This window comes from Streptomyces sp. NPDC088915 (assembly GCF_044749825.1).
Classification (GTDB): Bacteria; Actinomycetota; Actinomycetes; order Streptomycetales; family Streptomycetaceae; genus Streptomyces.
On the sequence record NZ_JBIVIR010000023.1, the window covers coordinates 1 to 20134 of the forward strand.

General features: G+C 75.5%; 17 protein-coding genes, 1 rRNA gene and 1 pseudogene. 13 read left to right on the top strand and 6 right to left on the bottom strand.

What is annotated here, in order from left to right; translation table 11 throughout:
- From rrf to ACIP5O_RS32505, 3 genes are all read left to right on the top strand, one after another.
- A 5S ribosomal RNA gene (gene rrf, locus ACIP5O_RS32495) occupies positions 1-91 on the top strand; the annotation flags it as partial.
- A gap of 280 nt (positions 92-371) precedes the next feature.
- Positions 372-1487: a hypothetical protein gene (locus ACIP5O_RS32500; RefSeq protein WP_401300267.1), complete on the top strand. Its 1116-nt coding sequence runs from the start codon at positions 372-374 to the stop codon at positions 1485-1487.
- Positions 1427-2227 carry a hypothetical protein gene (locus ACIP5O_RS32505; protein ID WP_401300270.1) on the top strand — a complete coding sequence of 267 codons (801 nt, stop codon included), beginning with the start codon at positions 1427-1429 and terminating at the stop codon, positions 2225-2227. Before ACIP5O_RS32500 ends, ACIP5O_RS32505 begins: the two co-directional genes overlap by 61 nt.
- Positions 2228-2297: 70 nt before the next feature.
- On the opposite strand, the gene ACIP5O_RS32510 is transcribed toward ACIP5O_RS32505, so the two are convergent.
- Complete coding sequence (locus ACIP5O_RS32510; protein ID WP_401300048.1) at positions 2298-3593, bottom strand: DUF1015 domain-containing protein; 1296 nt, start codon at positions 3591-3593, stop codon at positions 2298-2300.
- Positions 3594-3673: 80 nt separating this feature from the next.
- On the opposite strand from ACIP5O_RS32510, the gene ACIP5O_RS32515 reads away from it, so the two are divergent.
- Both ACIP5O_RS32515 and ACIP5O_RS32520 read left to right on the top strand, forming a co-directional pair.
- Complete coding sequence (locus tag ACIP5O_RS32515; protein ID WP_401300051.1) at positions 3674-4747, top strand: HAD hydrolase-like protein; 1074 nt, start codon at positions 3674-3676, stop codon at positions 4745-4747.
- 226 nt (positions 4748-4973) lie between these two features.
- On the top strand, positions 4974-5819 hold the full coding sequence (locus tag ACIP5O_RS32520; RefSeq protein ID WP_356545997.1) for an ABC transporter ATP-binding protein: 846 nt from the start codon (positions 4974-4976) through the stop codon (positions 5817-5819).
- A 37-nt stretch (positions 5820-5856) separates the two neighbouring features.
- On the opposite strand, the gene ACIP5O_RS32525 is transcribed toward ACIP5O_RS32520, so the two are convergent.
- Positions 5857-6204: an SCP2 sterol-binding domain-containing protein gene (locus tag ACIP5O_RS32525; protein WP_401300054.1), complete on the bottom strand. Its 348-nt coding sequence runs from the start codon at positions 6202-6204 to the stop codon at positions 5857-5859.
- Between the two features lie 42 nt (positions 6205-6246).
- Between ACIP5O_RS32525 and ACIP5O_RS32530 the strand changes: the two genes are divergently transcribed.
- From ACIP5O_RS32530 to ACIP5O_RS32555, 6 genes are all read left to right on the top strand, one after another.
- Positions 6247-6582 carry a hypothetical protein gene (locus ACIP5O_RS32530; protein ID WP_401300056.1) on the top strand — a complete coding sequence of 112 codons (336 nt, stop codon included), beginning with the start codon at positions 6247-6249 and terminating at the stop codon, positions 6580-6582.
- A gap of 7 nt (positions 6583-6589) precedes the next feature.
- Entirely contained in the window at positions 6590-7405 is an 816-nt protein-coding gene (locus ACIP5O_RS32535; protein WP_356546003.1) for a TlyA family RNA methyltransferase, read from the top strand.
- Complete coding sequence (locus ACIP5O_RS32540; RefSeq protein ID WP_388663908.1) at positions 7402-8325, top strand: NAD kinase; 924 nt, start codon at positions 7402-7404, stop codon at positions 8323-8325. Before ACIP5O_RS32535 ends, ACIP5O_RS32540 begins: the two co-directional genes overlap by 4 nt.
- Before the next feature lie 112 nt (positions 8326-8437).
- Positions 8438-10162: a DNA repair protein RecN gene (gene recN / locus ACIP5O_RS32545; protein ID WP_401300273.1), complete on the top strand. Its 1725-nt coding sequence runs from the start codon at positions 8438-8440 to the stop codon at positions 10160-10162.
- The gene (locus ACIP5O_RS32550; protein WP_401300060.1) at positions 10159-10878 is read left to right on the top strand and encodes a hypothetical protein; all 720 of its coding nucleotides are present in this window, start codon (positions 10159-10161) and stop codon (positions 10876-10878) included. Before recN ends, ACIP5O_RS32550 begins: the two co-directional genes overlap by 4 nt.
- Positions 10879-10988: 110 nt before the next feature.
- Complete coding sequence (locus tag ACIP5O_RS32555) at positions 10989-12068, top strand: glycosyltransferase family 4 protein (RefSeq protein WP_401300063.1); 1080 nt, start codon at positions 10989-10991, stop codon at positions 12066-12068.
- A gap of 7 nt (positions 12069-12075) precedes the next feature.
- Here ACIP5O_RS32555 and ACIP5O_RS32560 read toward each other — a convergent pair whose 3' ends face one another.
- The 4 genes and pseudogenes from ACIP5O_RS32560 to ACIP5O_RS32575 form a co-directional block, all read right to left on the bottom strand.
- Positions 12076-13704 carry a PucR family transcriptional regulator gene (locus tag ACIP5O_RS32560; protein ID WP_401300066.1) on the bottom strand — a complete coding sequence of 543 codons (1629 nt, stop codon included), beginning with the start codon at positions 13702-13704 and terminating at the stop codon, positions 12076-12078.
- A 167-nt stretch (positions 13705-13871) separates the two neighbouring features.
- Positions 13872-14726 (bottom strand): annotated as a pseudogene (locus ACIP5O_RS32565) (FAD-binding protein).
- A 119-nt stretch (positions 14727-14845) separates the two neighbouring features.
- Entirely contained in the window at positions 14846-15478 is a 633-nt protein-coding gene (locus tag ACIP5O_RS32570; protein ID WP_401300069.1) for a response regulator, read from the bottom strand.
- Entirely contained in the window at positions 15478-16749 is a 1272-nt protein-coding gene (locus ACIP5O_RS32575; protein WP_401300276.1) for a sensor histidine kinase, read from the bottom strand. The genes ACIP5O_RS32570 and ACIP5O_RS32575 overlap by 1 nt, the downstream gene beginning before the upstream one ends.
- Positions 16750-16946: 197 nt before the next feature.
- Between ACIP5O_RS32575 and ACIP5O_RS32580 the strand changes: the two genes are divergently transcribed.
- Both ACIP5O_RS32580 and ACIP5O_RS32585 read left to right on the top strand, forming a co-directional pair.
- Positions 16947-17684 (top strand): ABC transporter ATP-binding protein, encoded by a 738-nt coding sequence (locus ACIP5O_RS32580; protein ID WP_401300072.1) that lies wholly within the window; start codon positions 16947-16949, stop codon positions 17682-17684.
- Positions 17678-20134 (top strand): FtsX-like permease family protein, encoded by a 2457-nt coding sequence (locus tag ACIP5O_RS32585; protein ID WP_401300075.1) that lies wholly within the window; start codon positions 17678-17680, stop codon positions 20132-20134. The genes ACIP5O_RS32580 and ACIP5O_RS32585 overlap by 7 nt, the downstream gene beginning before the upstream one ends.

The following is a 20134-nucleotide window of genomic DNA, read 5'->3' on the forward strand; positions in this document are numbered from 1 at the left end:
GCCCGGTTACATTCCGAACCCGGAAGCTAAGCCTTTCAGCGCCGATGGTACTGCAGGGGGGACCCTGTGGGAGAGTAGGACACCGCCGAACAATTCTTCAGGACCCCTGGTCCCAGCGTTCATGCTGGGACCAGGGGTCCTTTTGTTTTTCCTTGATTTTTCTCCACTGCGCGGCTGAGTGCCGGCTGCGCGAGAATGACTGCAGTACCCGAAGACAGGAGTCACGACCATGCCCACCAACTCTCCCGACGACCGTCCGGAGCGCGAGCCGCGTCGCAGGGACGGTGGTGGTGGCGACCGGGGCGGCTTCCGTGGGCCGCGCCGGGACGACCGTGGCGGCGACAACCGGGGCGGGGGCGGCTTCCGCCGCGATGACCGCCGTGACGACCGTGGCGGGGACAACCGGGGCGACAACCGTGGTGGTGGGTTCCGTCGCGACGACCGTGGCGGCGACCGCCCGTCCTTCCGCCGGGACGACAACCGGAGCGGCGGCGGCGGCTTCCGCCGTGATGACCGTCGTGACGAGCGTCCGTCGTTCCGTCGCGATGACCGCCCTTCGTACCAGCGTGACGACCGTCGGGACGACAACCGTGGCGGTGGCTTCCGCCGTGATGACCGTGGCGGCGACAACCGTGGTGGTGGCGGCTTCCGCCGCGACGACCGTGGTGGGGACAACCGGGGCGGGGGCGGTTTCCGTCGCGATGACCGTCGCGACGAGCGGCGTGATGACCGTCGTGATGAGCGTCCGTCGTTCCGTCGGGACGACCGGCCTTCGTACCAGCGTGACGACCGTCGGGACGACAACCGGGGCGGTGGCTTCCGGCGGGACGACCGTGGCGGCGACAACCGTGGTGGTGGCGGCTTCCGCCGTGATGACCGTCGTGACGAGCGTCCGTCGTTCCGTCGGGACGACCGGCGGGACGACAACCGTGGTGGCGACAACCGCGGCGGTGGGTTCCGGCGTGATGACCGCCGTGACGAGCGGCGTGACGAGCGTCCGTCGTTCCGTCGCGATGACCGGCCTTCGTACCAGCGTGACGATCGTCGGGACGACAACCGGGGCGGTGGCTTCCGCCGTGATGACCGTGGCGGCGACAACCGTGGTGGTGGCGGCTTCCGGCGTGACGAGCGGCGTGATGAGCGTCCCTCGTTCCGTCGGGACGAGCGGCCTTCGTACCAGCGTGACGACCGTCGGGACGACAACCGTGGCGGTGGGTTCCGGCGGGACGACCGTGGCGGCGACCGGCCTTCCTTCCGGCGCGATGACAATCGCGGTGGTGGCGGGTTCCGGCGGGACGACAGCCGAGGCGGTGGCTTCCGGCGGGACGACCGGGGCGGTGACAGCCGTGGTGGGTACGGGCGCCGTGACGACCGGGGCGGTCGGGACCGTGACCGGGACCGTGGTGACCGCGCGCCCGTCAAGCGGCTGCCGATCCCGCCGGAGGTCACCGGCGAGGAGATCGACCCGGACGTGCGCCAGGAGCTGATGAGCCTGCCCAAGGGGCTCGCCGAGGACGTCTCGCGCAACCTCGTCATGGTCGCCCAGCTCATCGACGAGGACCCGGAGAAGGCCTACGGCTACTCCAGGGTCGCCCTGCGGCTCGCGTCCCGCGTCGCCGCCGTCCGCGAGGCCGCCGGCTTCGCCGCGTACGCCACGCAGAAGTACTCCGAGGCGCTGGCCGAGTTCCGGGCCGCGCGGCGGATGAGCGGCGGTGTCGAGCTGTGGCCCGTCATGGCCGACTGCGAGCGCGGCCTCGGCCGGCCCGAGCGGGCGCTCGCGATGGCCGGTGAGCCCGAGGTGCAGAAGCTGGACAAGGCCGGGCAGGTCGAGATGCGGCTCGTGGCCGCCGGCGCCCGCCGGGACATGGGGCAGATCGACGCGGCCATCGTGACGCTGCAGAGCCCCGAGCTCGCCTCCGGCGCCGTTCACCCGTGGACCGCGCGCCTGCGGTACGCGTACGCCGACGCGCTCCTGGCCGCCGGTCGCGAGCAGGAGGCCCGCGAGTGGTTCGGCAAGGCCCTGGAGGCCGACAAGGACGGCGCCACGGACGCCTCCGACCGGCTCGCCGAGCTGGACGGCGTCGAGTTCGTCGACGCGTTCGACGACTCGGAGGAGGAGCACGCGGAGGACTCCGTGGAGGAGACCGGCGGCGTTGTCGTCGACGACGTCGAGCTCGACCGTGACGACCGTGACGACCGCGAGGGCCGTGACGGCGACAAGGGCTGATCCGGGCAGAGGCCGGTGAGTGAGAAGGGCGGCACCCCCGGGTGCCGCCCTTCTTCGTTTCCGGTGGTCCTCAGTCCAGCGCGAGGCTTCTCAGGACCAGGCCCGTCGCCGGCTTCGGGCCGAAGGAGGTCGACTTGCGGGGCATCGTGACGCCCTGGCGGGCCAGGTCCCGGACGACCTCCTCCCGTACCGGGTGCATGAGGACCGCCGTACCGCCCCGGCGTTCCGCCTGGGCCACGGCCGCCTCGGTGTCGTGGATGTAGGCGATGTCCTCGGGGGCGTCCGGGACGTGCCAGACGTGCTCCAGGAGGGCGGAGTGCAGGACGGTCGCGTCCAGCGTGCGCCAGGCCTCGGGGCGGTCCGTACGGATCGTGCGGTCCAGGAGGGCCGGGTCCGGGCGGTCCAGGAGGTGGAAGGCGCCGTCGCCCGCCAGGAGGAAGGCGTTGCCGTCGGCCGTGGCGGTCGCGAGGGCCTCCAGCGCCGCCGGCAGGGGGACGTCGAGGCGGCGCACCCGGAAGGAGCCCTCGACGGCCGCGAGGGCGTCGGCGACCGGGAGGCGGTTGAGGAGGCGGTGGATCGCGCGGACCCGCAGGGGATAGCGGGCGGTGTCGACCAGGAGGACCAGGCCGTGGTTCCAGGGGCCCGGGGCGACGTGCTCCTCGCGCAGGCGCAGGTACGTGGCCCAGCGGTGGTGGCCGTCGGCGATGAGGGCCTGGTGGCGGCCGAGGTCCGCGGCGACGGCTGCCTGCTCGGCCGGGTCGGTCACCGCCCACAGGCGGTGGCAGAAGCCGTCCTCGGTGGTGGTGGAGAACAGCGGTTCGCGCTCCGCGGCCCGCTCGATCACCGCGTCCGCGCCGCCGCCCTCCTCCCCGACGTAGGTGAGGAGCAGGGGTTCGAGGTTGGCCGCGGTCGTCCGCATCAGGGCGGCGCGGTCCTCGACCACGTGCGGCATCACGTCCTCGTGCGGGAGGACGACGCCCGCCTCGGGGGCGGAGAGCTCCAGGGCCCCGATGATCCCGCGCTGGAGGATCCCGTCGCCCCGCTGCTCGTACACGTAGAGCGCGGGCACCGGGTCGGGCGCGAGGACGCCGTCCGCGAGCCAGCGGTCGAGGGTGACGGCGGCCTTGCGGTGGCGGGTGCCGGCGGTGAGCGCCTGCGGGAGGATCAGCCGGACGATGTTGTGCGGGTCCGCCGACTCCAGGTGGAGCAGCCCGTCAGGTCGTACGACGACGTCGTAGGGAGGGGACGTCACGGCGGCGAGGCTGCCGACCCGCTCGGGGACGTACCGCAGCCCGCGGAACGGGGACAGGCGCAGCCCCGCGCTGTCGTCGCGGACGTCGGCGGCCGCGTGACCTGAGGTGTTCATCTCGACATCGTATGTGCGCCGGGGCATGAGCGATGATCGGGGTAGTGGGGGGATCACAACCGGTGAGGCGAGGAGCGAGCGTGACGGTGCACGGTGACCAGGGACGGCAGGGCGGCGGCAGGACGCGGCCGGGGAGCAGCGCGGAGCCGCTGAGCGGGGCGTACGACACGGCCCTCCTCGATCTGGACGGGGTCGTGTACGCGGGCGGTATGGCCGTCCCACACGCCGTCGAGTCCCTCGGGACGGCCCGGGACGGCGGGATGCGCCTCGCGTACGTCACCAACAACGCGCTGCGGACGCCGGAGGCGGTCGCGGAGCACCTCACGGAGCTGGGGGTGCCGGCGGAGGCCGGGGACGTGGTCACCTCGGCGCAGGCCGTCGCCCGGCTGATCGCGGACGAGGTGCCGGCCGGGTCCCGGGTGCTGCTGATCGGCGGCGAGGGGCTCGCGGTGGCGCTGCGCGAGCGGGGCCTGGTGCCGGTGGAGTCGGCGGACGACGACCCGGCGGCGGTCGTGCAGGGGTACGGGGGGCCGGAGCTGCCGTGGAAGCGGTTCGCGGAGGCCGCGTACGCGGTGGGGCGGGGCGTGCCGTGGTACGCCTCCAACACGGATCTGACGATCCCCGGGGCGCGCGGGATCGGGCCCGGGAACGGGGCGGCCGTGGAGGTCGTGCGGATCGCCACCGGCGGCCGCTTCGAGCCGAAGGTCGCGGGGAAGCCGCTGCCGCCGATGCACCGGGAGACGGTGCTGCGGACCGGGGCGGAGCGGCCCCTGGTCGTCGGGGACCGGCTCGACACGGACATCGAGGGCGCGTTCAACGGCGGTGTCGACTCGCTGCTCGTCCTGACCGGGGTGACGGACGTGGCGCAGCTGCTCGCGGCCGCGCCCGAGCACCGGCCCACGTACGTGGCGGCCGATCTGCGGGGGCTGCTCACGGGCCAGCCGGAGGTGGTCGCCGACGGGGACGGCGGGTTCGTGTGCGGGGCGTGGCGGGCCTCGGTGAACGGGGGCGCGCTGGCGATCGAGGGGACGGCGGCCGGGGAGGCCGACCCCGTGGACGGCGTACGGGCCCTGTGCGGGGCCGCGTGGTCGGCGGCGGAGTCCGGCGCGGGTGCTTTGGACGGGGAGAAGGCGATCGCGCGGCTGGGGCTGTAGCCCTGGCTGTTGCTGTTGCTGTTGCTGTTGCTGTTGCTGTGGCCGTGGCCGGGACCAAGTGGCTGGGGACGGGGTGAAGGGCTCTGGTCGGAGGGGGGAGGCGGAGGGGCCGGGGCGGACGGCTGCGGGGCGGTTCAGGAAGTTGGGTAGGCTAACCTAACTCCGCTTGGGTCGTGGTCGTCAGCGTCCGCCACGGTCACGGACGAGGAGATCGGGAGTCGCGGGTATGGCGGGTACGGACGGTCGGCGGGAGCAGCGCCTGCGCGCGGAAGCGGTCACCCTGGCGTACGAGCAGCGGGTCATCGCCCGTGACCTGTCCGTCGAGATCCCCGACAACTCCTTCACCGTCATCGTCGGGCCGAACGCCTGCGGCAAGTCCACCCTGCTGCGCGCCCTCTCCCGGATGCTGAAGCCCACCGAGGGGCGCGTCCTGCTCGACGGGCAGTCGATCCACTCCCTGCCCGCCAAGAAGGTCGCCAAGACCCTCGGGCTGCTGCCCCAGACCTCCCTGGCCCCCGACGGCATCACCGTCTCCGACCTCGTCGCCCGTGGCCGCTACCCCCACCAGGGGCTGCTGCGCCAGTGGTCGCCGGAGGACGAGCGGATCACCCGGGAGTCGATGGCGGCGACCGGCGTCGCCGAACTGGCCGACCGGTACGTGGACGAGCTCTCCGGCGGCCAGCGCCAGCGCGTCTGGATCGCCATGGCGCTCGCCCAGCAGACCCCGCTGCTCCTGCTCGACGAGCCGACGACGTACCTCGACATCCAGCACCAGATCGACGTCCTCGACCTGTGCGCCGAGCTGCACGAGACGCAGGGGCGCACGCTCGTCGCCGTCCTGCACGACCTCAACCATGCGGCCCGGTACGCGACCCACCTCATCGCCGTCCGCGCCGGCGAGGTGGTCGCCGAGGGGCCGCCGTCCGAGGTCGTGACCGCCGAGCTGGTCGAGCGGGTCTTCGGGCTGCGCTGCCAGGTCATCGAGGACCCGGAGACGGGAACGCCGCTGGTCGTGCCCGCCGGGCGGAAGGCGCGCGCCGCCGCGACGGCGGAGCCCGCGCTGCGGAAGTGACGCGGGGCGGGGAGCGGCGCGGGCCGGGGGAGCAGAGCTACAGGAGCGAGCGGAGCCGCAGGAGGTCGCGGAAGCCGGCCTCCAGCCTGACCCGGCCCGAGGCCCAGGCCTTCGCGAAGTTCAGCCGCCCGTCCACCATCGCCACCAGGTCGTCGCCGGTCATCGCGAGCCGGATCTGCGCCTTGGCCGGCGGCGGGCCCTGCACCGTGGAGTCCACCCGGATCCGGCCGTCCGCGAGGCGGCCCGTGAAGGTGGTGTCCAGGTCGGTGACGTGGCAGCTCAGGCTGCGGTCGAGCGCGGCGGCGCCGCGCACGTCGCCGTCCGCCCGCGCGAGGCCGTCGGAAAGTCTGTCCAGTGCGCCGCGGCACTCCGTGATCGTCGCCATCGCCGTCGACGGTACCCCAGGGCTTCGCGGTAGCGTCGGGGCATGAGCGACGCGATGCCGGAGCCGGTGGTGGAAGCGGCGGCGGAACCGGTGGTGGACGACCGGGCCGACGAGGGGTTCGAGGAGGCCGGTGGAGCCCCCGGCGGGGCGTCCGGAGAGGAGTCCGGCGAGCCCGCCGCGCCCGCGCCCCTCGGGGTCGCCCGGGACCGCACCGGCCACCCCGCCGTCGACGCCCGCCTCGCGCGTCTCGCCGAGGTCGACGCCCTCCCGGCGGACGGGCACCCGGAGGTGTACGAGGATGTACACCGTGGCCTGCGCGACGAGCTGACCTCGCTCGACGCGCACCCCGCCCCCCGTCCGCACGACAACAGGAGCTGAACAGAACGTGGCAGGAGTGGCACGCCGCCGTCTCGACGCCGAGCTGGTCCGGCGCAAGCTCGCGCGCTCGCGGGAGCACGCGAGCCAGCTGATCGCCGCGGGCCGGGTGACCGTCGGCAAGACCGTCGCCACCAAGCCCGCCACCCAGGTCGAGACCGCCGCGGCCATCGTCGTCGTCCAGGACGACTCCGACCCCGACTACGTCTCGCGCGGCGGCCACAAGCTCGCCGGGGCCTTCGAGGCCTTCGTCCCGCGGGGGCTCGTGGTCCAGGGGCGGCGGGCCCTCGACGCCGGGGCCTCCACCGGCGGCTTCACCGACGTCCTGCTGCGCGCGGGCGCCGCCCACGTCGTGGCCGTCGACGTCGGTTACGGGCAGCTCGCCTGGTCGCTGCAGAGCGACGAGCGGGTCACCGTGAAGGACCGCACGAACGTGCGCGAGTTGACATTGGACGTGATCGACGGCGTGCCCGTCGACCTCGTCGTCGGGGACCTGTCCTTCATCCCGCTCGGCCTCGTCCTGCCCGCCCTCGCGTCCTGCACGGCGCCGGACGCCGACCTCGTCCTGATGGTCAAGCCGCAGTTCGAGGTGGGCAAGGAGCGGCTCGGCACGGGCGGAGTCGTCCGTTCCGCCGAACTGCGGGCCGACGCAGTGAAGAACGTGGCCCGGCGGGCCGGCGAGCTGGGGCTCGGCGTCCTCGGCGTCACCGCCAGCCCGCTGCCCGGCCCCTCGGGGAACGTCGAGTACTTTCTGTGGCTGCGGGCAGGGGCGCCCGCGCTGGATCCGGCGGACGTCGACCGCGCCGTGGCGGAGGGACCTCGTTGAGCTCAACGGCAGCACCACCAGAGACCGCACCACGCACCGTCTTCCTGCTCGCGCACACCGGTCGGCCGGCCGCCGTGCGCAGCGCCGAACTGGTCGTCGAGGGGCTGCTGCGCGCCGGGCTCGGCGTCCGCGTCCTGGAGGCCGAGGCGGCGGACCTGCCGCTGCCGTCCTCCGTGGAGAAGGTCCCCGAGGCCTGCTCCGAGGCCATCGACGACTGTGAACTCCTCGTCGTCCTGGGCGGCGACGGCACCCTGCTGCGGGGCGCCGAGTTCTCCCGCGCCTCCGGGGTGCCGATGCTCGGCGTCAACCTGGGGCGGGTCGGCTTCCTCGCGGAGGCCGAGCGCGACGACCTCGACCAGGTCGTCGACCGGGTCGTCACCCGGGCGTACGAGGTCGAGGAGCGGATGACCCTCGACGTCACCGTCTACCAGAACGGCGACGTCCTGCACCGCGACTGGGCGCTCAACGAGGCGGCCGTGCAGAAGGTGTCCCCGGAGCGGATGCTGGAGGTCGTGCTCGCCATCGACGGGCGGCCGGTGACCGGCTTCGGCTGCGACGGGGTGATCTGCGCGACACCGACGGGCTCCACCGCGTACGCCTTCTCGGCGGGCGGGCCGGTCGTCTGGCCCGAGGTCGAGGCGCTGCTCATGGTCCCGATCGGGGCCCACGCCCTCTTCGCCAAGCCGCTGGTGACCACCCCCGAGTCGATCCTCGCGGTCGAGGTCGAGCCGCACACCCCGGACGGGGTGCTGTGGTGCGACGGACGGCGGACGGTGGAGCTCCCGGCGGGCGCGCGGGTCGAGGTCCGGCGGGGCGCCGTCCCGGTCCGGCTCGCCCGGCTGCACCACGCCTCCTTCACGGACCGGCTCGTCGCCAAGTTCGCCCTCCCCGTGTCGGGCTGGCGGGGCGCCCCGCGCTGACCGGCCCCGCTCCGCCGGGTGTCCGAACGATCGGCGCGCCGGAGGGTTACGGCCGGGCCGATGTCGCATCGGACCAGGGAAACCTCGTAAGGTCTGGGGCGTGCTGGAGGAGATGCGGATACGGTCGCTCGGGGTCATCGACGACGCTGTGGTCGAGTTGTCGCCCGGCTTCACCGCGGTGACCGGTGAGACCGGTGCGGGCAAGACCATGGTCGTGACCAGTCTGGGGCTGCTGCTCGGCGGACGGGCCGACCCGGCGCTCGTGCGGATCGGCGCGGCGTCGGCCGTGGTCGAGGGGCGGATCAGCGTGCCCCCGGGCGCGCCCGCCGCCGTGCGCGCCGAGGAGGCCGGGGCCGAGCTCGACGAGGGGGTCCTGCTCGTCAGCCGTACCGTCTCGGCCGAGGGGCGCTCCCGGGCCCACCTCGGCGGGCGCTCCGTGCCCGTCGGGCTGCTCGCCGAACTCGCCGACGAACTCGTCGCCGTCCACGGCCAGACCGACCAGCAGGGCCTGCTCAAGCCCGCCCGGCAGCGCGGCGCCCTCGACCGGTACGCGGGCGGGGCCGTCTCGGCGCCGCTCGCCTCCTACGGCGAGGCGTACCGGCGGCTGCGGGCCGTCACCGCCGAGCTGGACGAGATCACCACCCGGGCCAGGGAACGCGCCCAGGAGGCCGATCTGCTGCGCTTCGGGCTCGACGAGGTCGAGGCCGTCGCCCCGCTGCCCGGCGAGGACGCCGAACTGGCCGCCGAGGCCGAGCGGCTCGGGCACGCCGAGGCCCTCGCCTCGGCCGCCGCGCTCGCCCACGCCGCGCTCGCGGGCTCGCCCGAGGACCCCGAGTCCGTCGACGCGACCACGCTGGTCGCGGGCGCGGGCCGGGCCCTGGAGGCCGTGCGGTCGCACGACCCGGCGCTCGCCGCGCTCGCGGACCGGATGGGGGAGATCTCCATCCTGCTCGCCGACGTGGCCACCGAGCTGGCCGGGTACGCCGACGACCTGGACGCCGACCCGCTGCGGCTCGCCGCCGTCGAGGAGCGGCGCGCGGCCCTCACCCAGCTGATCCGGAAGTACGGGGACGGGGAGGGCACCGGCGCGGTCCTGGCCTGGGCGGAGGAGAGCGCGGCCCGGCTCGGGGAGCTGGACAACGACGACGACCGCGTCGAGGAGCTGACCGCCGAGCGGGACCGGCTGCGCGACGAGCTGTCCGCGCTCGCGCAGCGGCTCACCGACGCGCGCACGGAGGCGGCGGACCGGTTCGCCGCCGCCGTCACCGCCGAACTCGCCTCGCTCGCCATGCCGCACGCGCGCGTGTCCTTCGACATCCGGCAGACCGATGACCCCGAGGGCGTCGAGGTCGGCGGCCGACGGGTCGCGTACGGCCCGTCCGGGGCCGACGAGGTCGAGCTGCTGCTCGCCCCGCACCCCGGCGCCCCGCCGCGCCCGATCGCCAAGGGGGCGTCCGGCGGCGAGCTGTCCCGGGTGATGCTGGCCGTCGAGGTCGTCTTCGCCGGGGTCGACCCGGTGCCCACGTACCTCTTCGACGAGGTCGACGCGGGCGTCGGCGGCAAGGCGGCCGTCGAGATCGGCCGCCGCCTCGCCAAGCTGGCCAGGACCGCGCAGGTCGTCGTCGTCACCCACCTCCCGCAGGTCGCGGCCTTCGCCGACCGCCAGCTCCTCGTCGAGAAGACCAACGACGGCTCGGTCACCCGCTCCGGCGTCACCGTCCTGGAGGGCGAGGAGCGGGTCCGCGAGCTGTCCCGGATGCTCGCCGGCCAGGAGGACTCCGAGACGGCCCGGGCCCACGCGGAGGAACTCCTCGCCGCGGCGCGGGCGGACGGGTGAGGCGCGCCGTCTCCTTCGCCGTGGCCGCCGGGGCGACCCGCGCGGTGTACGAGGGGCTGCGCGGGCTCCCGCGCGACGCGCGGTGGACGCGGACGAACCACGCGGGGCGCGAGGCCGACCTGTACGCCGGGCCCGCCGTCGCCCTCGGGGCGGCGGCCGGGAGCGGCAGCGCGCCCGTCGCGTTCGCCGTGCTCGCGGCCGGGGCGTGCGGGGCGTACGACGACGTGAGGGGGGATCACCGGCGCGGTTTCCGGGCGCACTTGGCGGCGCTGCGGGACGGCGAGGTGACCAGCGGGGCCGTCAAGCTCCTCGGGATCGGGGCCGCCTCGCTCGTGGCCGGGGCGCTGCTCAAGGAACGGCCCGTGGACAAGGTCCTCGCCGGGATCGTCGTCGCGGGCAGTGCCCATCTGGTGAACCTCGTGGACGTGCGGCCGGGGCGCGCCGGTCTGGCCGTGCTCGCGCTCGCCGCCCCCGGGCTGCTGCGCGGCTCGCCCGCCGCCGCCCCGATGGGGGCCGTCGCCGCGGTCCTCGCGGACGACCTCGGGGAGTCGACCATGCTCGGCGACACGGGCGCGCACGCGCTCGGCGCCGCCGTCGGCGGGGCCGTCGCGGCCGGGAGCGGGCGGCTCGGGCTCGCCGCGCACGCGGCCGCGCTCGTCGCCGCCGCCGTCCGGGGGGAGCGCGCGGCCTCCTCGCGCGCTCACCCGTGTGAGTGAACTCGTGGGATGAGCCCCGGTGTCGGGCGCCCTCCGCGCAAGGGAAACGACTCCATTTCGGTGCCGGAACGTGCGTACGGTCGCAGGTCCGGACTGGCATCCTTGGGCGCGTGACACAGCTCCGTACGGTCCAAGTGCTGGGCGGCGGCAGCGCGGGCGGCAGCGCTCACGTCCGATCACTCGCCGCGGGGCTCGTGGCGAGGGGCGTGCGGGTGACCGTGTGCGCCCCTCCCGCACTCGACCGCGTCCACGACTACCCCGCCGCCGGCGCGCGCTTCGTGCCCCTGCCGCGCCTCGGCGACCCCGCCGCCGTCACCGCCCTGCGCAACGCCTGCGTCGGCGCGGACGTGGTCCACGCGCACGGCCTCCATGCCTCCGTACGGGCCGCGCTCGCGCTGTCCGGCGGGGCGCCGGTCCCGCTCGTGACCACCTGGCACACCCGCGGCCACGCGGAGGGCGCGCGGGGCGGGCTCCTCCGGCTCCTGGAACGGCGGACCGTACGGGCCGCGAGCGTCGTCCTCGCCACCTCCTCCGAACTGGTCGACCGGGCCCGGCGGCGCGGCGCCCGCGACGCCCGCCTCGCCCCCGTCACCCTGCCCGCCGCGCGCGGACCGGTCTGCCTCCACGACGGCAAGGCGCGCGCCGAACTCGGCGCCGTCGACCGACCGCTGCTCATGGCCGTCGGCGCGCTCGAACGCGGCCGGGGGTACCGGACCCTGCTCGACGCGGCCCGGCGGTGGCGGGACCTCGACCCGCAGCCGCTCCTCGTGATCGCCGGGGAGGGCCGCGAACGGGCCTTCCTCCAGCGGCGGATCACCGAGGAGGACCTGCCGGTCCGGCTGATCGGCAGCCGCGAGGACGTCGCCGAGCTGCTCGCGGCGGCGGACGTCGCCGTCCTCCCGTCCCGCTGGGAGGCCCGCTCCCCGCTCGCCCAGGAGGCGCTGCGGCTCGGCGTGCCGCTCGTCGCGACGGCGGTCGGCGGGGTGCCGGAACTCGTCGGGGACGCCGCCGAACTGGTGCCGTACGGGGACTCCGCGGCCCTCGCGGCGGCGGTCCGGGGCCTCCTGGAGGACGCCGACCGGCGGATGGACCTGGCCGCCGCCGGCCGGGTCCAGGCGGGCACCTGGCCGACCGAGGACGACACGGTGGCGCACGTGCTCAGCGTGTACGACGAGCTGGTGGGGCGCTGAGCAGGGGTTACGTCGTGTGGCGGCGGGCCCTGAGCGCCAGGGACAGGGCCAGGACCGTCTGGGGGTCGTCCAGGTCCGTGCCCAGGAGCTCCGAGATGCGGGCAAGCCGGTTGTAGAGGGTCTGGCGGTTGAGGTGCAGCTCGCGGGCCGTCTCCGCCTTGCGGCCCGCGTGGGCCAGATACGTCTCCAGGGTGGGCAGCAGCGGCGGCCGGGAGGTGCGGTCGTGCTCCTGGAGGGGGCCGATCGCCCGGTCCACGAAGGCCGCGAGCACCGTGTCCCCGTGGAAGTGCAGCCGCCACAGGAGCAGGTCGATGTCGAGGCGCCGCGCGTCGTACCAGGGCAGGTCCGACAGGCCCTGCGCCGCCGTCGCCGTCTCCGCCGCGTGCCGCAGGCCAGCCGAGGCCGCCGCCCAGCCGCCCGCCACGCCCACCACGATCACCGGCGGGTGCGTCCCCGCACGCTCCAGACCGGCCCGCTCCACGCCCGCGCGCAGGGCCGCCGCGACCCGGTCCGCGACCGCCGTGCGCTCGGTCTCCGAACGCAGGCCGAGCAGGAGCGGGACCCGGCCCTCGACCGGGCGGACGCCGAGCAGGACGGGCACGCCGACGGAGGAGAACTCCTCCAGGACCGCCCGGGCGAACAGCGCCCAGTTCCCCGACGGGGAGAGCTCCGGGGCCAGCCGCATCACCACCGGCAGGAGCGGGCCGTCCCCGGGCCTGAAGCCGAGCACCCGGGCCTGCGCCGGGGCGTCCTCGGCCGTGATCCGGCCCTCCGCCAGGTCCGTCAGGAAGTCGCCCCGGCCGCGCGCGGCCAGCTCCTCCTCCTGCCGCGCCTGCATGAGGACGACGGCGAGGAGCCCGGCCGCCCGCTCGGCCGCCATCCGGTGGACGGGGGAGAGGGCGCCGGAGACCGCCAGGAGCACCAGACGGGCCCGCACCGAGCCCGTACCGGGGCCGCCGCCGGGCACGTCCACCAGGACCGTGCCGGTGGGCGGACCGGACTCGCGGGCCGCCCGGCCGCCGCGCAGCCCGTCCCACACCTGGAGCGGGTCGGCGGGCGCGGACTCGGTGCCCGCCGCGTACAGCAGCTGCCCGTCGGGGGTCTCCAGGAAGACCGGGTTGGCGGCGAAGTCGGAGAGGATCCGCAGCACCTGCGGGACCCCGCCGCCGCCGAGCAGGGCCTCCGTGCACTGCCGGTGGACCTCCTCGGCCCGCCGCTGGAGGGCGTAGTGGCCGTTGACGATCTCGGTGTGGATCTCCTCCGTCACCGTCACGAACGGCACCTCGCGGTGGAGCTGCACCAGCGGCAGCCCCGCCGTCCGCGCGGCCTCCACTATGGTCGCCGGGAGGCGGGCGAAGCGGGGCCCCAGCTCCACCACGAGCGCCGCGATGCCCCGGTCGGCGAGCCGCCGTACGAAGGCCCGCTGCTCGGCCGGCCGGGTCCCGAGCCCGAGGCCCGTGGTCAGCAGCAGCTCGCCGCCCTTGAGCAGCGAGGCGATGTTCGGCACCTCGCCCGCGTGCACCCAGCGCACCGTCCGGTGCAGCCGGTCCGCGCCGGCGACGACCTCCGGGAGCCCGCCGCGCAGGCCGGGGAGTTCGAGGGCCCGCTGCACGGTGATACCGCCCTGGTTGTCCATGGCCCCGGACGCTACCCGCGTCCGACTTCCGGCGACATCACCCCACGGTCACGGCGCCGGACACTTCGTACACCGCCCCGACAACTCGTCGCCCCCCGAGGACAATTGCGTGATCATGTGTCGAGTGTGTCCTACGTCACTCCAGGGGGGCGGGGGAGGGGTGGATCTCAGGCCGCCGGGGCGATGTTGTGGTTGAAGCGGAACGCGTTCCCGGGGTCGTACGCCGCCTTCACCTCGGCCGGCCGGCGGGCGTTCTCCGCGCCGAGGCCCGCCACCACCCGGTCCGCGCCCTCGGAGCCGATGAAGATTCAGGTGGACGGCGCCGATCGCCCACGGCCGCACGTCGGCCCGGACGTCCGCACCCGACGGATCGCCCGGCGGTCCACGGCCTCGTCCGGGAAGGCGTCCAGGTACTCGGCCGACCAGTGGTTCCGCCGCCCCGGCGGGTCGTCCGGCATGCACTGGAAGTCGGCGTACGGGATCTCCGCCACCACCGTCACCGCCGGGCCGGGCGCGAGCAGCGGCGCCACCGCCTCCCGCAGCTCCGCCTCGAGCCCCGCGTACGTGACGGCCACGGCGCACATCCGCGCCCCCGCCGACCCCGGTCGTGGACGCCCGGCCGCCGGTCACCGCCACGTGGAACGGCCGGCAGGCGCGGTCCAGGTGCGACATGGTCGCCCCGCCCCCGACCCGTACCGTCATGTGCTCGGGGTCCGCGACCACCGCGTGCATCCGGCGCGGGTCCACCACCAGGCCGCCGTCGTTGAGGGCCGTCCCGGCGACGGCGTGGCCGCCGTCGCGCACCGCGACCGGCAGACCGGCCTCCCGGCCGAAGAGCACCGCGTCGGCGACGTCCTCGGGGGTCGCGCACCGGGCGACGACGGCCGGACGCCGGTCGATCATGCCGTTGAAGACGGTCCCCGCCCCGTCGTAGCCGGGGTCGTCCGGCACGAGGACTCACCCGCCAGGTCCTCCCGGAGACCGGCCGGGGCACTGTCGGGGGCGAGCGTTCGGGGAGCCATGGGGTGCCCCCTTCCTCGCGGGGGACAGGACCCTTTCACCGGAGGTCCGGCCCCCGGCCCGTGCGCCCCGGCCGCCGCGCGCCCCCGCGGGTTCCCGTGCGCCGGCCGCGCCCGGCGGGTCAGGCCCGCAGGTAGGTGAGGACGGCCAGGACCCTGCGGTGGGTCTCGTCCGCCGGAGGCAGGTCCAGCTTGGTGAGGATGTTGCCGATGTGCTTGCCGATCGCCGCTTCGGACACCACCAGCTCCCTGGCGATCGCGCCGTTGGACCTGCCCTCGGCGATCAGTGCCAGCACCTCGCGTTCGCGCGGGGTGAGCCGCTCCAGCGGATCGCGGCGGCGGCGCAGCAACTGGCGCACCACCTCGGGGTCGACCACCGTCCCGCCGTCCGCCACCTCGCGCAGCGCCTCCACGAACTCCTCGACCTGGCCGACCCGGTCCTTGAGCAGGTAGCCGACGCCCGTTCCGTCGCCGGAGTCCAGGAGTTCGGCGGCGTACGCCCGCTGCACGTACTGGCTGAGGACCAGGACCGGGAGCGCGGGGCGCTCCTCGCGCAGCCGCACCGCCGCGTGCAGCCCTTCGTCCTGGAAACCGGGCGGCATGCGCACGTCCGTCACCACGATGTCGGGGGCGTGCTCCTCGACGGCGGACACCAGTGCCCGCGCGTCCCCCACGGCCGACACCACCTCGTGGCCGCAGCGGCCGAGCAGGCCGATGAGTCCTTCCCGCAGCAGCACGCTGTCCTCGGCCAGCACTACGCGGAGCGGCCGGCCGCCTCGGTCAACTCGCAAGGAAACTCCACACGCAACAGAGTCGGCCCACCCGGCGGACTGGTCAGGGCCAGTCTGCCATCCAGGACCGACACCCGGTCCGCGAGGCCGGTGAGACCGCTGCCCGCCGAGGGGTCCGCGCCGCCGCGGCCGTCGTCGCGCACTTCGAGGAAGAGGCGTCCGTCGCGATGACCGCCGTCCACCCGCGCGCGGCCGGCCCCGCTGTGCCGGGCGACGTTGGCCAGCGCCTCGCAGACCACGAAGTACGCCGCGGACTCGACCGCCTCGGCCGGCCGGCCCGGCAGTTCGAGGTCGACGTCGACGGGGACCGCGCAGCGGTCGGCGGCGTCGGTGACCGCGGCCCGGAGGCCGTAGTCCGTGAGGACCTTGGGGTAGACGCCCCGGATGAGCTCGCGCAGTTCCGCGAGCGCCCTGCCCGCCTCCTCGTGGGCCCTGGCGAGCTGGTCGGCGAGCGGACCGGGCGGGGCGTCGAGGCGGGCGAGGCCGAGGGCCATCGACAGGGCCACGAGGCGCTGTTGGGCGCCGTCGTGCAGATCGCGCTCGATGCGGCGCCGCTCGGCCTCGAAGGCGTCCACCAGCCGGGCGCGGGAGCGGGCCAGCTCGACCACCTCGGCACCGAGCTCGCCCTCGCGGGAGGCGATCAGCAGCCGGGCCAGCCCCGCGCGGGCGCCCGCCGCGGCGCAGAGCGCGTACGCGCCCAGGCCCAGCAGGAGCAGACCCGGCACGGCGACGCCGAACGCGGTCGGCCAGGTGGTGACCGTCCACTGCTTGAGCACCTTCGCCTCGTGGCCGTCGCCGACCGTGGCCATCAGCAGCGGGGTGGCGACCACGGACAGCGGGAGGAGCAGGGCGACCGTGACGGCCAGGGCGTCGACCGGCCACAGCAGCACGGCGAACAGCAGCGCGTACCCGAGCTCCCGCCAGGTCGCCTGTTCGCGCAGCCGGGTGGTCAGCCAGGCCCACAGTCCCGGCGCGGCCGGCACCCGGTGCCGGCCGGACACCGGGGCGCGGTCGACCAGGCGCAGCCTGCGCCGCTCCACCCAGGCCACGGGGATCCCGCCGAGGGCGACCAGGACGAGCAGGGGCAGCCCCACCAGGACGACGACGAGCACACCGCAGACCGCCACCGCCGTCACGATCCCCACCAGGACGACGGCACCGGTCACCGCGCCGGTGGACAGGTACGCGGCGGCGCGCCAGGGCCAGGCCGACAGCAGGAAGCCCGGCCGGGACATGGCCTGCCACACGTTTCGAGGGTGCATGCGCATGACCGTAAGGGGCCCCGCCGGTCCGGTGCCATCGGCCCGGGGCCCCTCGGGGGTGGGCCTGGCACTACCTCAAGTCTCCTCCGGGCCGTACTGCGTCACGCGGGGCTTCCGCGGTTTCGTGGGGGGACCGACGAGCCGAGGAGCAAGTCCCGATGGGGGAACACATGAGCAACGACGCGATCCGATTGCGTTCCGTGACCCGGCGGTACGGCGCGGGCGGCACCTCCGTCACCGCCCTCGACGAGGTGTCGCTCACCTTCCCGAAGGGGACCTTCACCGCCGTGATGGGCCCCTCCGGGTCCGGCAAGTCGACCCTGTTGCAGTGCGCCGCGGGCCTGGACCGGCCCACGTCGGGCTCGGTCACCGTGGGCGGCACCGAGCTGACCGGGCTGAGCGAGACCGGGCTGACCCTGCTGCGCCGCGAGCGCATCGGGTTCGTGTTCCAGGCGTTCAACCTGCTGCCCTCGCTGACCGCCGAGCAGAACGTCGCCCTGCCGCTGCGGCTGGCCGGCCGCCGCCCGAAGCGGGCCCGGGTGCGGGAGGTGCTCGAACAGGTCGGGATCGGCGACCGCGCGCGGCACCGCCCGACGGAGCTGTCCGGCGGCCAGCAGCAGCGGGTCGCCCTGGCCCGCGCCCTGATCACCCGCCCCGACGTGCTGTTCGGCGACGAGCCGACCGGCGCGCTCGACTCGCGGACCGGCCGCGAGGTGCTGGCCCTGCTGCGCGGCACGGTCGACCGGGACGGCCGGACGATCGTCATGGTCACCCACGACCCCGTCGCCGCCTCCTACGCCGACCGCGTCGTCTTCCTCGTCGACGGCCGTGTCCACGGCGAGCTGGTCGGCGCCTCCGCCGAGGACGTCGCGGCGCGCATGACCAGGCTGGAGGCGGAGCCGTGCTGACCACCGCGCTGAGCACCCTGCGCACCCGCCGGGTCACGTTCGCCGGCAGTTTCGTCGCCCTCTCCCTCGGCGTGGCGCTGATCGCCGTGATGGGGCTGGCCCTGGCGTCCTCGCTGGACGCGCCCGAGCGGGGGCCCGAGCGGTTCGCCGCCGCGCGGGTCGTCGTCAAGGGCCGGGACACCCTGGAGGTGTCCACCCCGATCGGCGTTCGCGGCCAGGAACTCGCGCAGCCGCGTGCCGTGCCCGCCGGCGTGGTCGCGAAGCTGCGGGACCTCGGGACCGTCGTCGAGGACCGGTCGTTCGCCGTACGGGCCGAGGGCGGGCCCGCCGATCTGGTGGGCCACCCCTGGTCCACGGCGGCCTTCGCGCCGTACGCACTCGACGCGGGACGCGCGCCCCGGGCCGCGGACGAGGTCGTCGTCAGCGGGGACTGGGCCCGTCCGGGCACCCGGGTGCGGACCGACGGCGGCACGGTGCGGGTCGTCGGCACCGTGGCCGGACTCGGCTTCGAGAACGCCGTGTTCCACACCGATGCCCGCGCCGCCGAACTGGCGCCGCGCAGCCTCCAGCTCGTGGTCGACGCCGACGCGGCGGCCGTGCGCGAGGCGGTGCGCGGCGGTGAGGGCGTCCAGGTCCTCACCGGGAACGCGCGCCGGTACGCCGACGCCGACCCCGACCGGGACGCCGAGGCCCTCACCGCGATGAACGCCATGTTCGGCACGGCCGGCGGCGTCACCGGGTTCGTGTCGGTGTTCGTGGTGGCCTCGACCTTCGCGTTCGCGGTGGCCCAGCGGCGCCGCGAGTTCGGGCTGCTGCGCACCGCCGGGGCGACCCCGGGCCAGATCCGCCGCATGGTCCTCCACGAGGCGCTCGCGGTCGGTGTGCTCGCCTCGGCCGCCGGCTGCGTGCTCGGTTCCCACGCGGCCCCCGAACTCGTCGAGTGGGCGGTCGACGAGAACCTCGCGCCCCGCTGGTTCACCCTCGGCGACCACACCTGGCCCTACCACCTGGCGTTCTGGACGGGCCTGCTCGTGGCCCTGTGCGGCGTCCTCGCCGCGTCCTGGCGGGCCGGGCGCACCGGCCCCGCCGAGGCACTGCGCGAGGCGTCCGTCGACGCCCGGCCGATGACACGGGGCCGCCTGCTGTGCGGCACGGCCCTGCTGGTCGCCGCCGCGGCGACCCTGGTCCTGGCCCTGGCGACGGACCCGGGCGGCCTGCTGCAGCGCAAGACCTACGTGAGCCGGCCGATGCTGCTGATCACCGCGGTCGCGCTGCTCGCGCCGCTGCTGGTGCGGCCGCTGGTCCGGCTGATCGCCTGGCTGCCGGCCCGGCTGCCGGGCGCCGGCGGGATGCTGGTGCGGGAGAACGCCGCCGCCGGGGTCCGCCGCACCGCCGCCGTCGCGGCGCCCGTGCTCGTCACGGTCGCCCTCGCGGGCTCGCTGCTCGGCGCCACCGCCACCCTCGACGGGGCGAGGGCCACCGAGGTGCGCGAGCGGACGGCCGCCGACTTCGTGGTCGCTCCGGCGGGCGGAGCGGGCTTCGACGGGGCGACGCTGCGGCGGCTCCGGGCCGTGCCCGGCGCCGAGGTCTCGGCGAGCTCGTCGAGCGCCGTGTACGTCCTGGAGGAAGGGGTGGCGCTCGTCAGGTCCGACGCCAGGGCCGCCGAGCCGGGACCGCTCGCGGCGACGACCCGCCTCCCGCTCGCCGCGGGGAGGGCGGACGACCTGGACGACGACTCGATCATCGTCAACGAGGAGTGGGAGAAGCGCACCGTGGGCGAGCGGGTGGACGTGTGGCTCGGCGACGGCACGAGGAAGTCCCTGAGGATCGCCGCGGTCATGACCGTCGGCACCGGCGACAACGGCGTCTACGTCACCCCGCGCAACGCCCCCGCGGCGCCCGTCGACCGGGTCGACGTACGCCTCGCGCACGGTGCCGACGCGAGCGCCGTGGCCGACGGTCTGCGCCGGGCGGTGCGGGCGTCGGGCGGGGAGGTGCTCACCGGGGAGGCCTGGGTGCGGGCGATGCGTCCCGAGACCGACCGGACGACCCGTACGGGGCTCTTCCTGGTCCTCGGCATCGCCCTCCTCTACACCGGCATCTCGCTGGCCAACACGATGGTCATGGCGACCTCCGACCGGGTCCGCGAGCTGGCCGCGCTGCGGCTGGCCGGCGCCACCGGGGGGCAGGTGCTGCGGCTGGTGGGCGCCGAGGCGCTGATGGTGGTCGCGGTCGGCGGACTGCTGGGAGCGCTGGTCGCCGGGCTCGACCTGGCGGGCATGTGGAGCGCGCTGGGCCTGCTCTCGGTGTGGACGCCGATCGAGGTCCCGTGGGCGACGCTCGGGGCGGTCCTGGGCACCTGCGCGGTGCTCGCCGTGATCTCGGCGGTCGTGCCGGCCGGCCTCGCCCTGCGCCGCGGGGCGGTGGAACTCGCGGGCACGCGAGAGTGA

What these genes read in the sequence shown, in the direction of transcription:
- ACIP5O_RS32520 (WP_356545997.1), top strand. Translation starts at nt 4,974, where the DNA reads ATGGCGGGTACGGACGGTCGGCGGGAGCAGCGCCTGCGCGCGGAAGCG.
- ACIP5O_RS32575 (WP_401300276.1), bottom strand. Translation starts at nt 16,749, where the DNA reads ATGTCCCGGCCGGGCTTCCTGCTGTCGGCCTGGCCCTGGCGCGCCGCC.
- ACIP5O_RS32580 (WP_401300072.1), top strand. Translation starts at nt 16,947, where the DNA reads ATGAGCAACGACGCGATCCGATTGCGTTCCGTGACCCGGCGGTACGGC.
- ACIP5O_RS32560 (WP_401300066.1), bottom strand. Translation starts at nt 13,704, where the DNA reads ATGGACAACCAGGGCGGTATCACCGTGCAGCGGGCCCTCGAACTCCCC.
- ACIP5O_RS32510 (WP_401300048.1), bottom strand. Translation starts at nt 3,593, where the DNA reads ATGAACACCTCAGGTCACGCGGCCGCCGACGTCCGCGACGACAGCGCG.
- recN (WP_401300273.1), top strand. Translation starts at nt 8,438, where the DNA reads ATGCGGATACGGTCGCTCGGGGTCATCGACGACGCTGTGGTCGAGTTG.
- ACIP5O_RS32525 (WP_401300054.1), bottom strand. Translation starts at nt 6,204, where the DNA reads ATGGCGACGATCACGGAGTGCCGCGGCGCACTGGACAGACTTTCCGAC.
- ACIP5O_RS32500 (WP_401300267.1), top strand. Translation starts at nt 372, where the DNA reads ATGACCGCCGTGACGACCGTGGCGGGGACAACCGGGGCGACAACCGTG.
- ACIP5O_RS32530 (WP_401300056.1), top strand. Translation starts at nt 6,247, where the DNA reads ATGAGCGACGCGATGCCGGAGCCGGTGGTGGAAGCGGCGGCGGAACCG.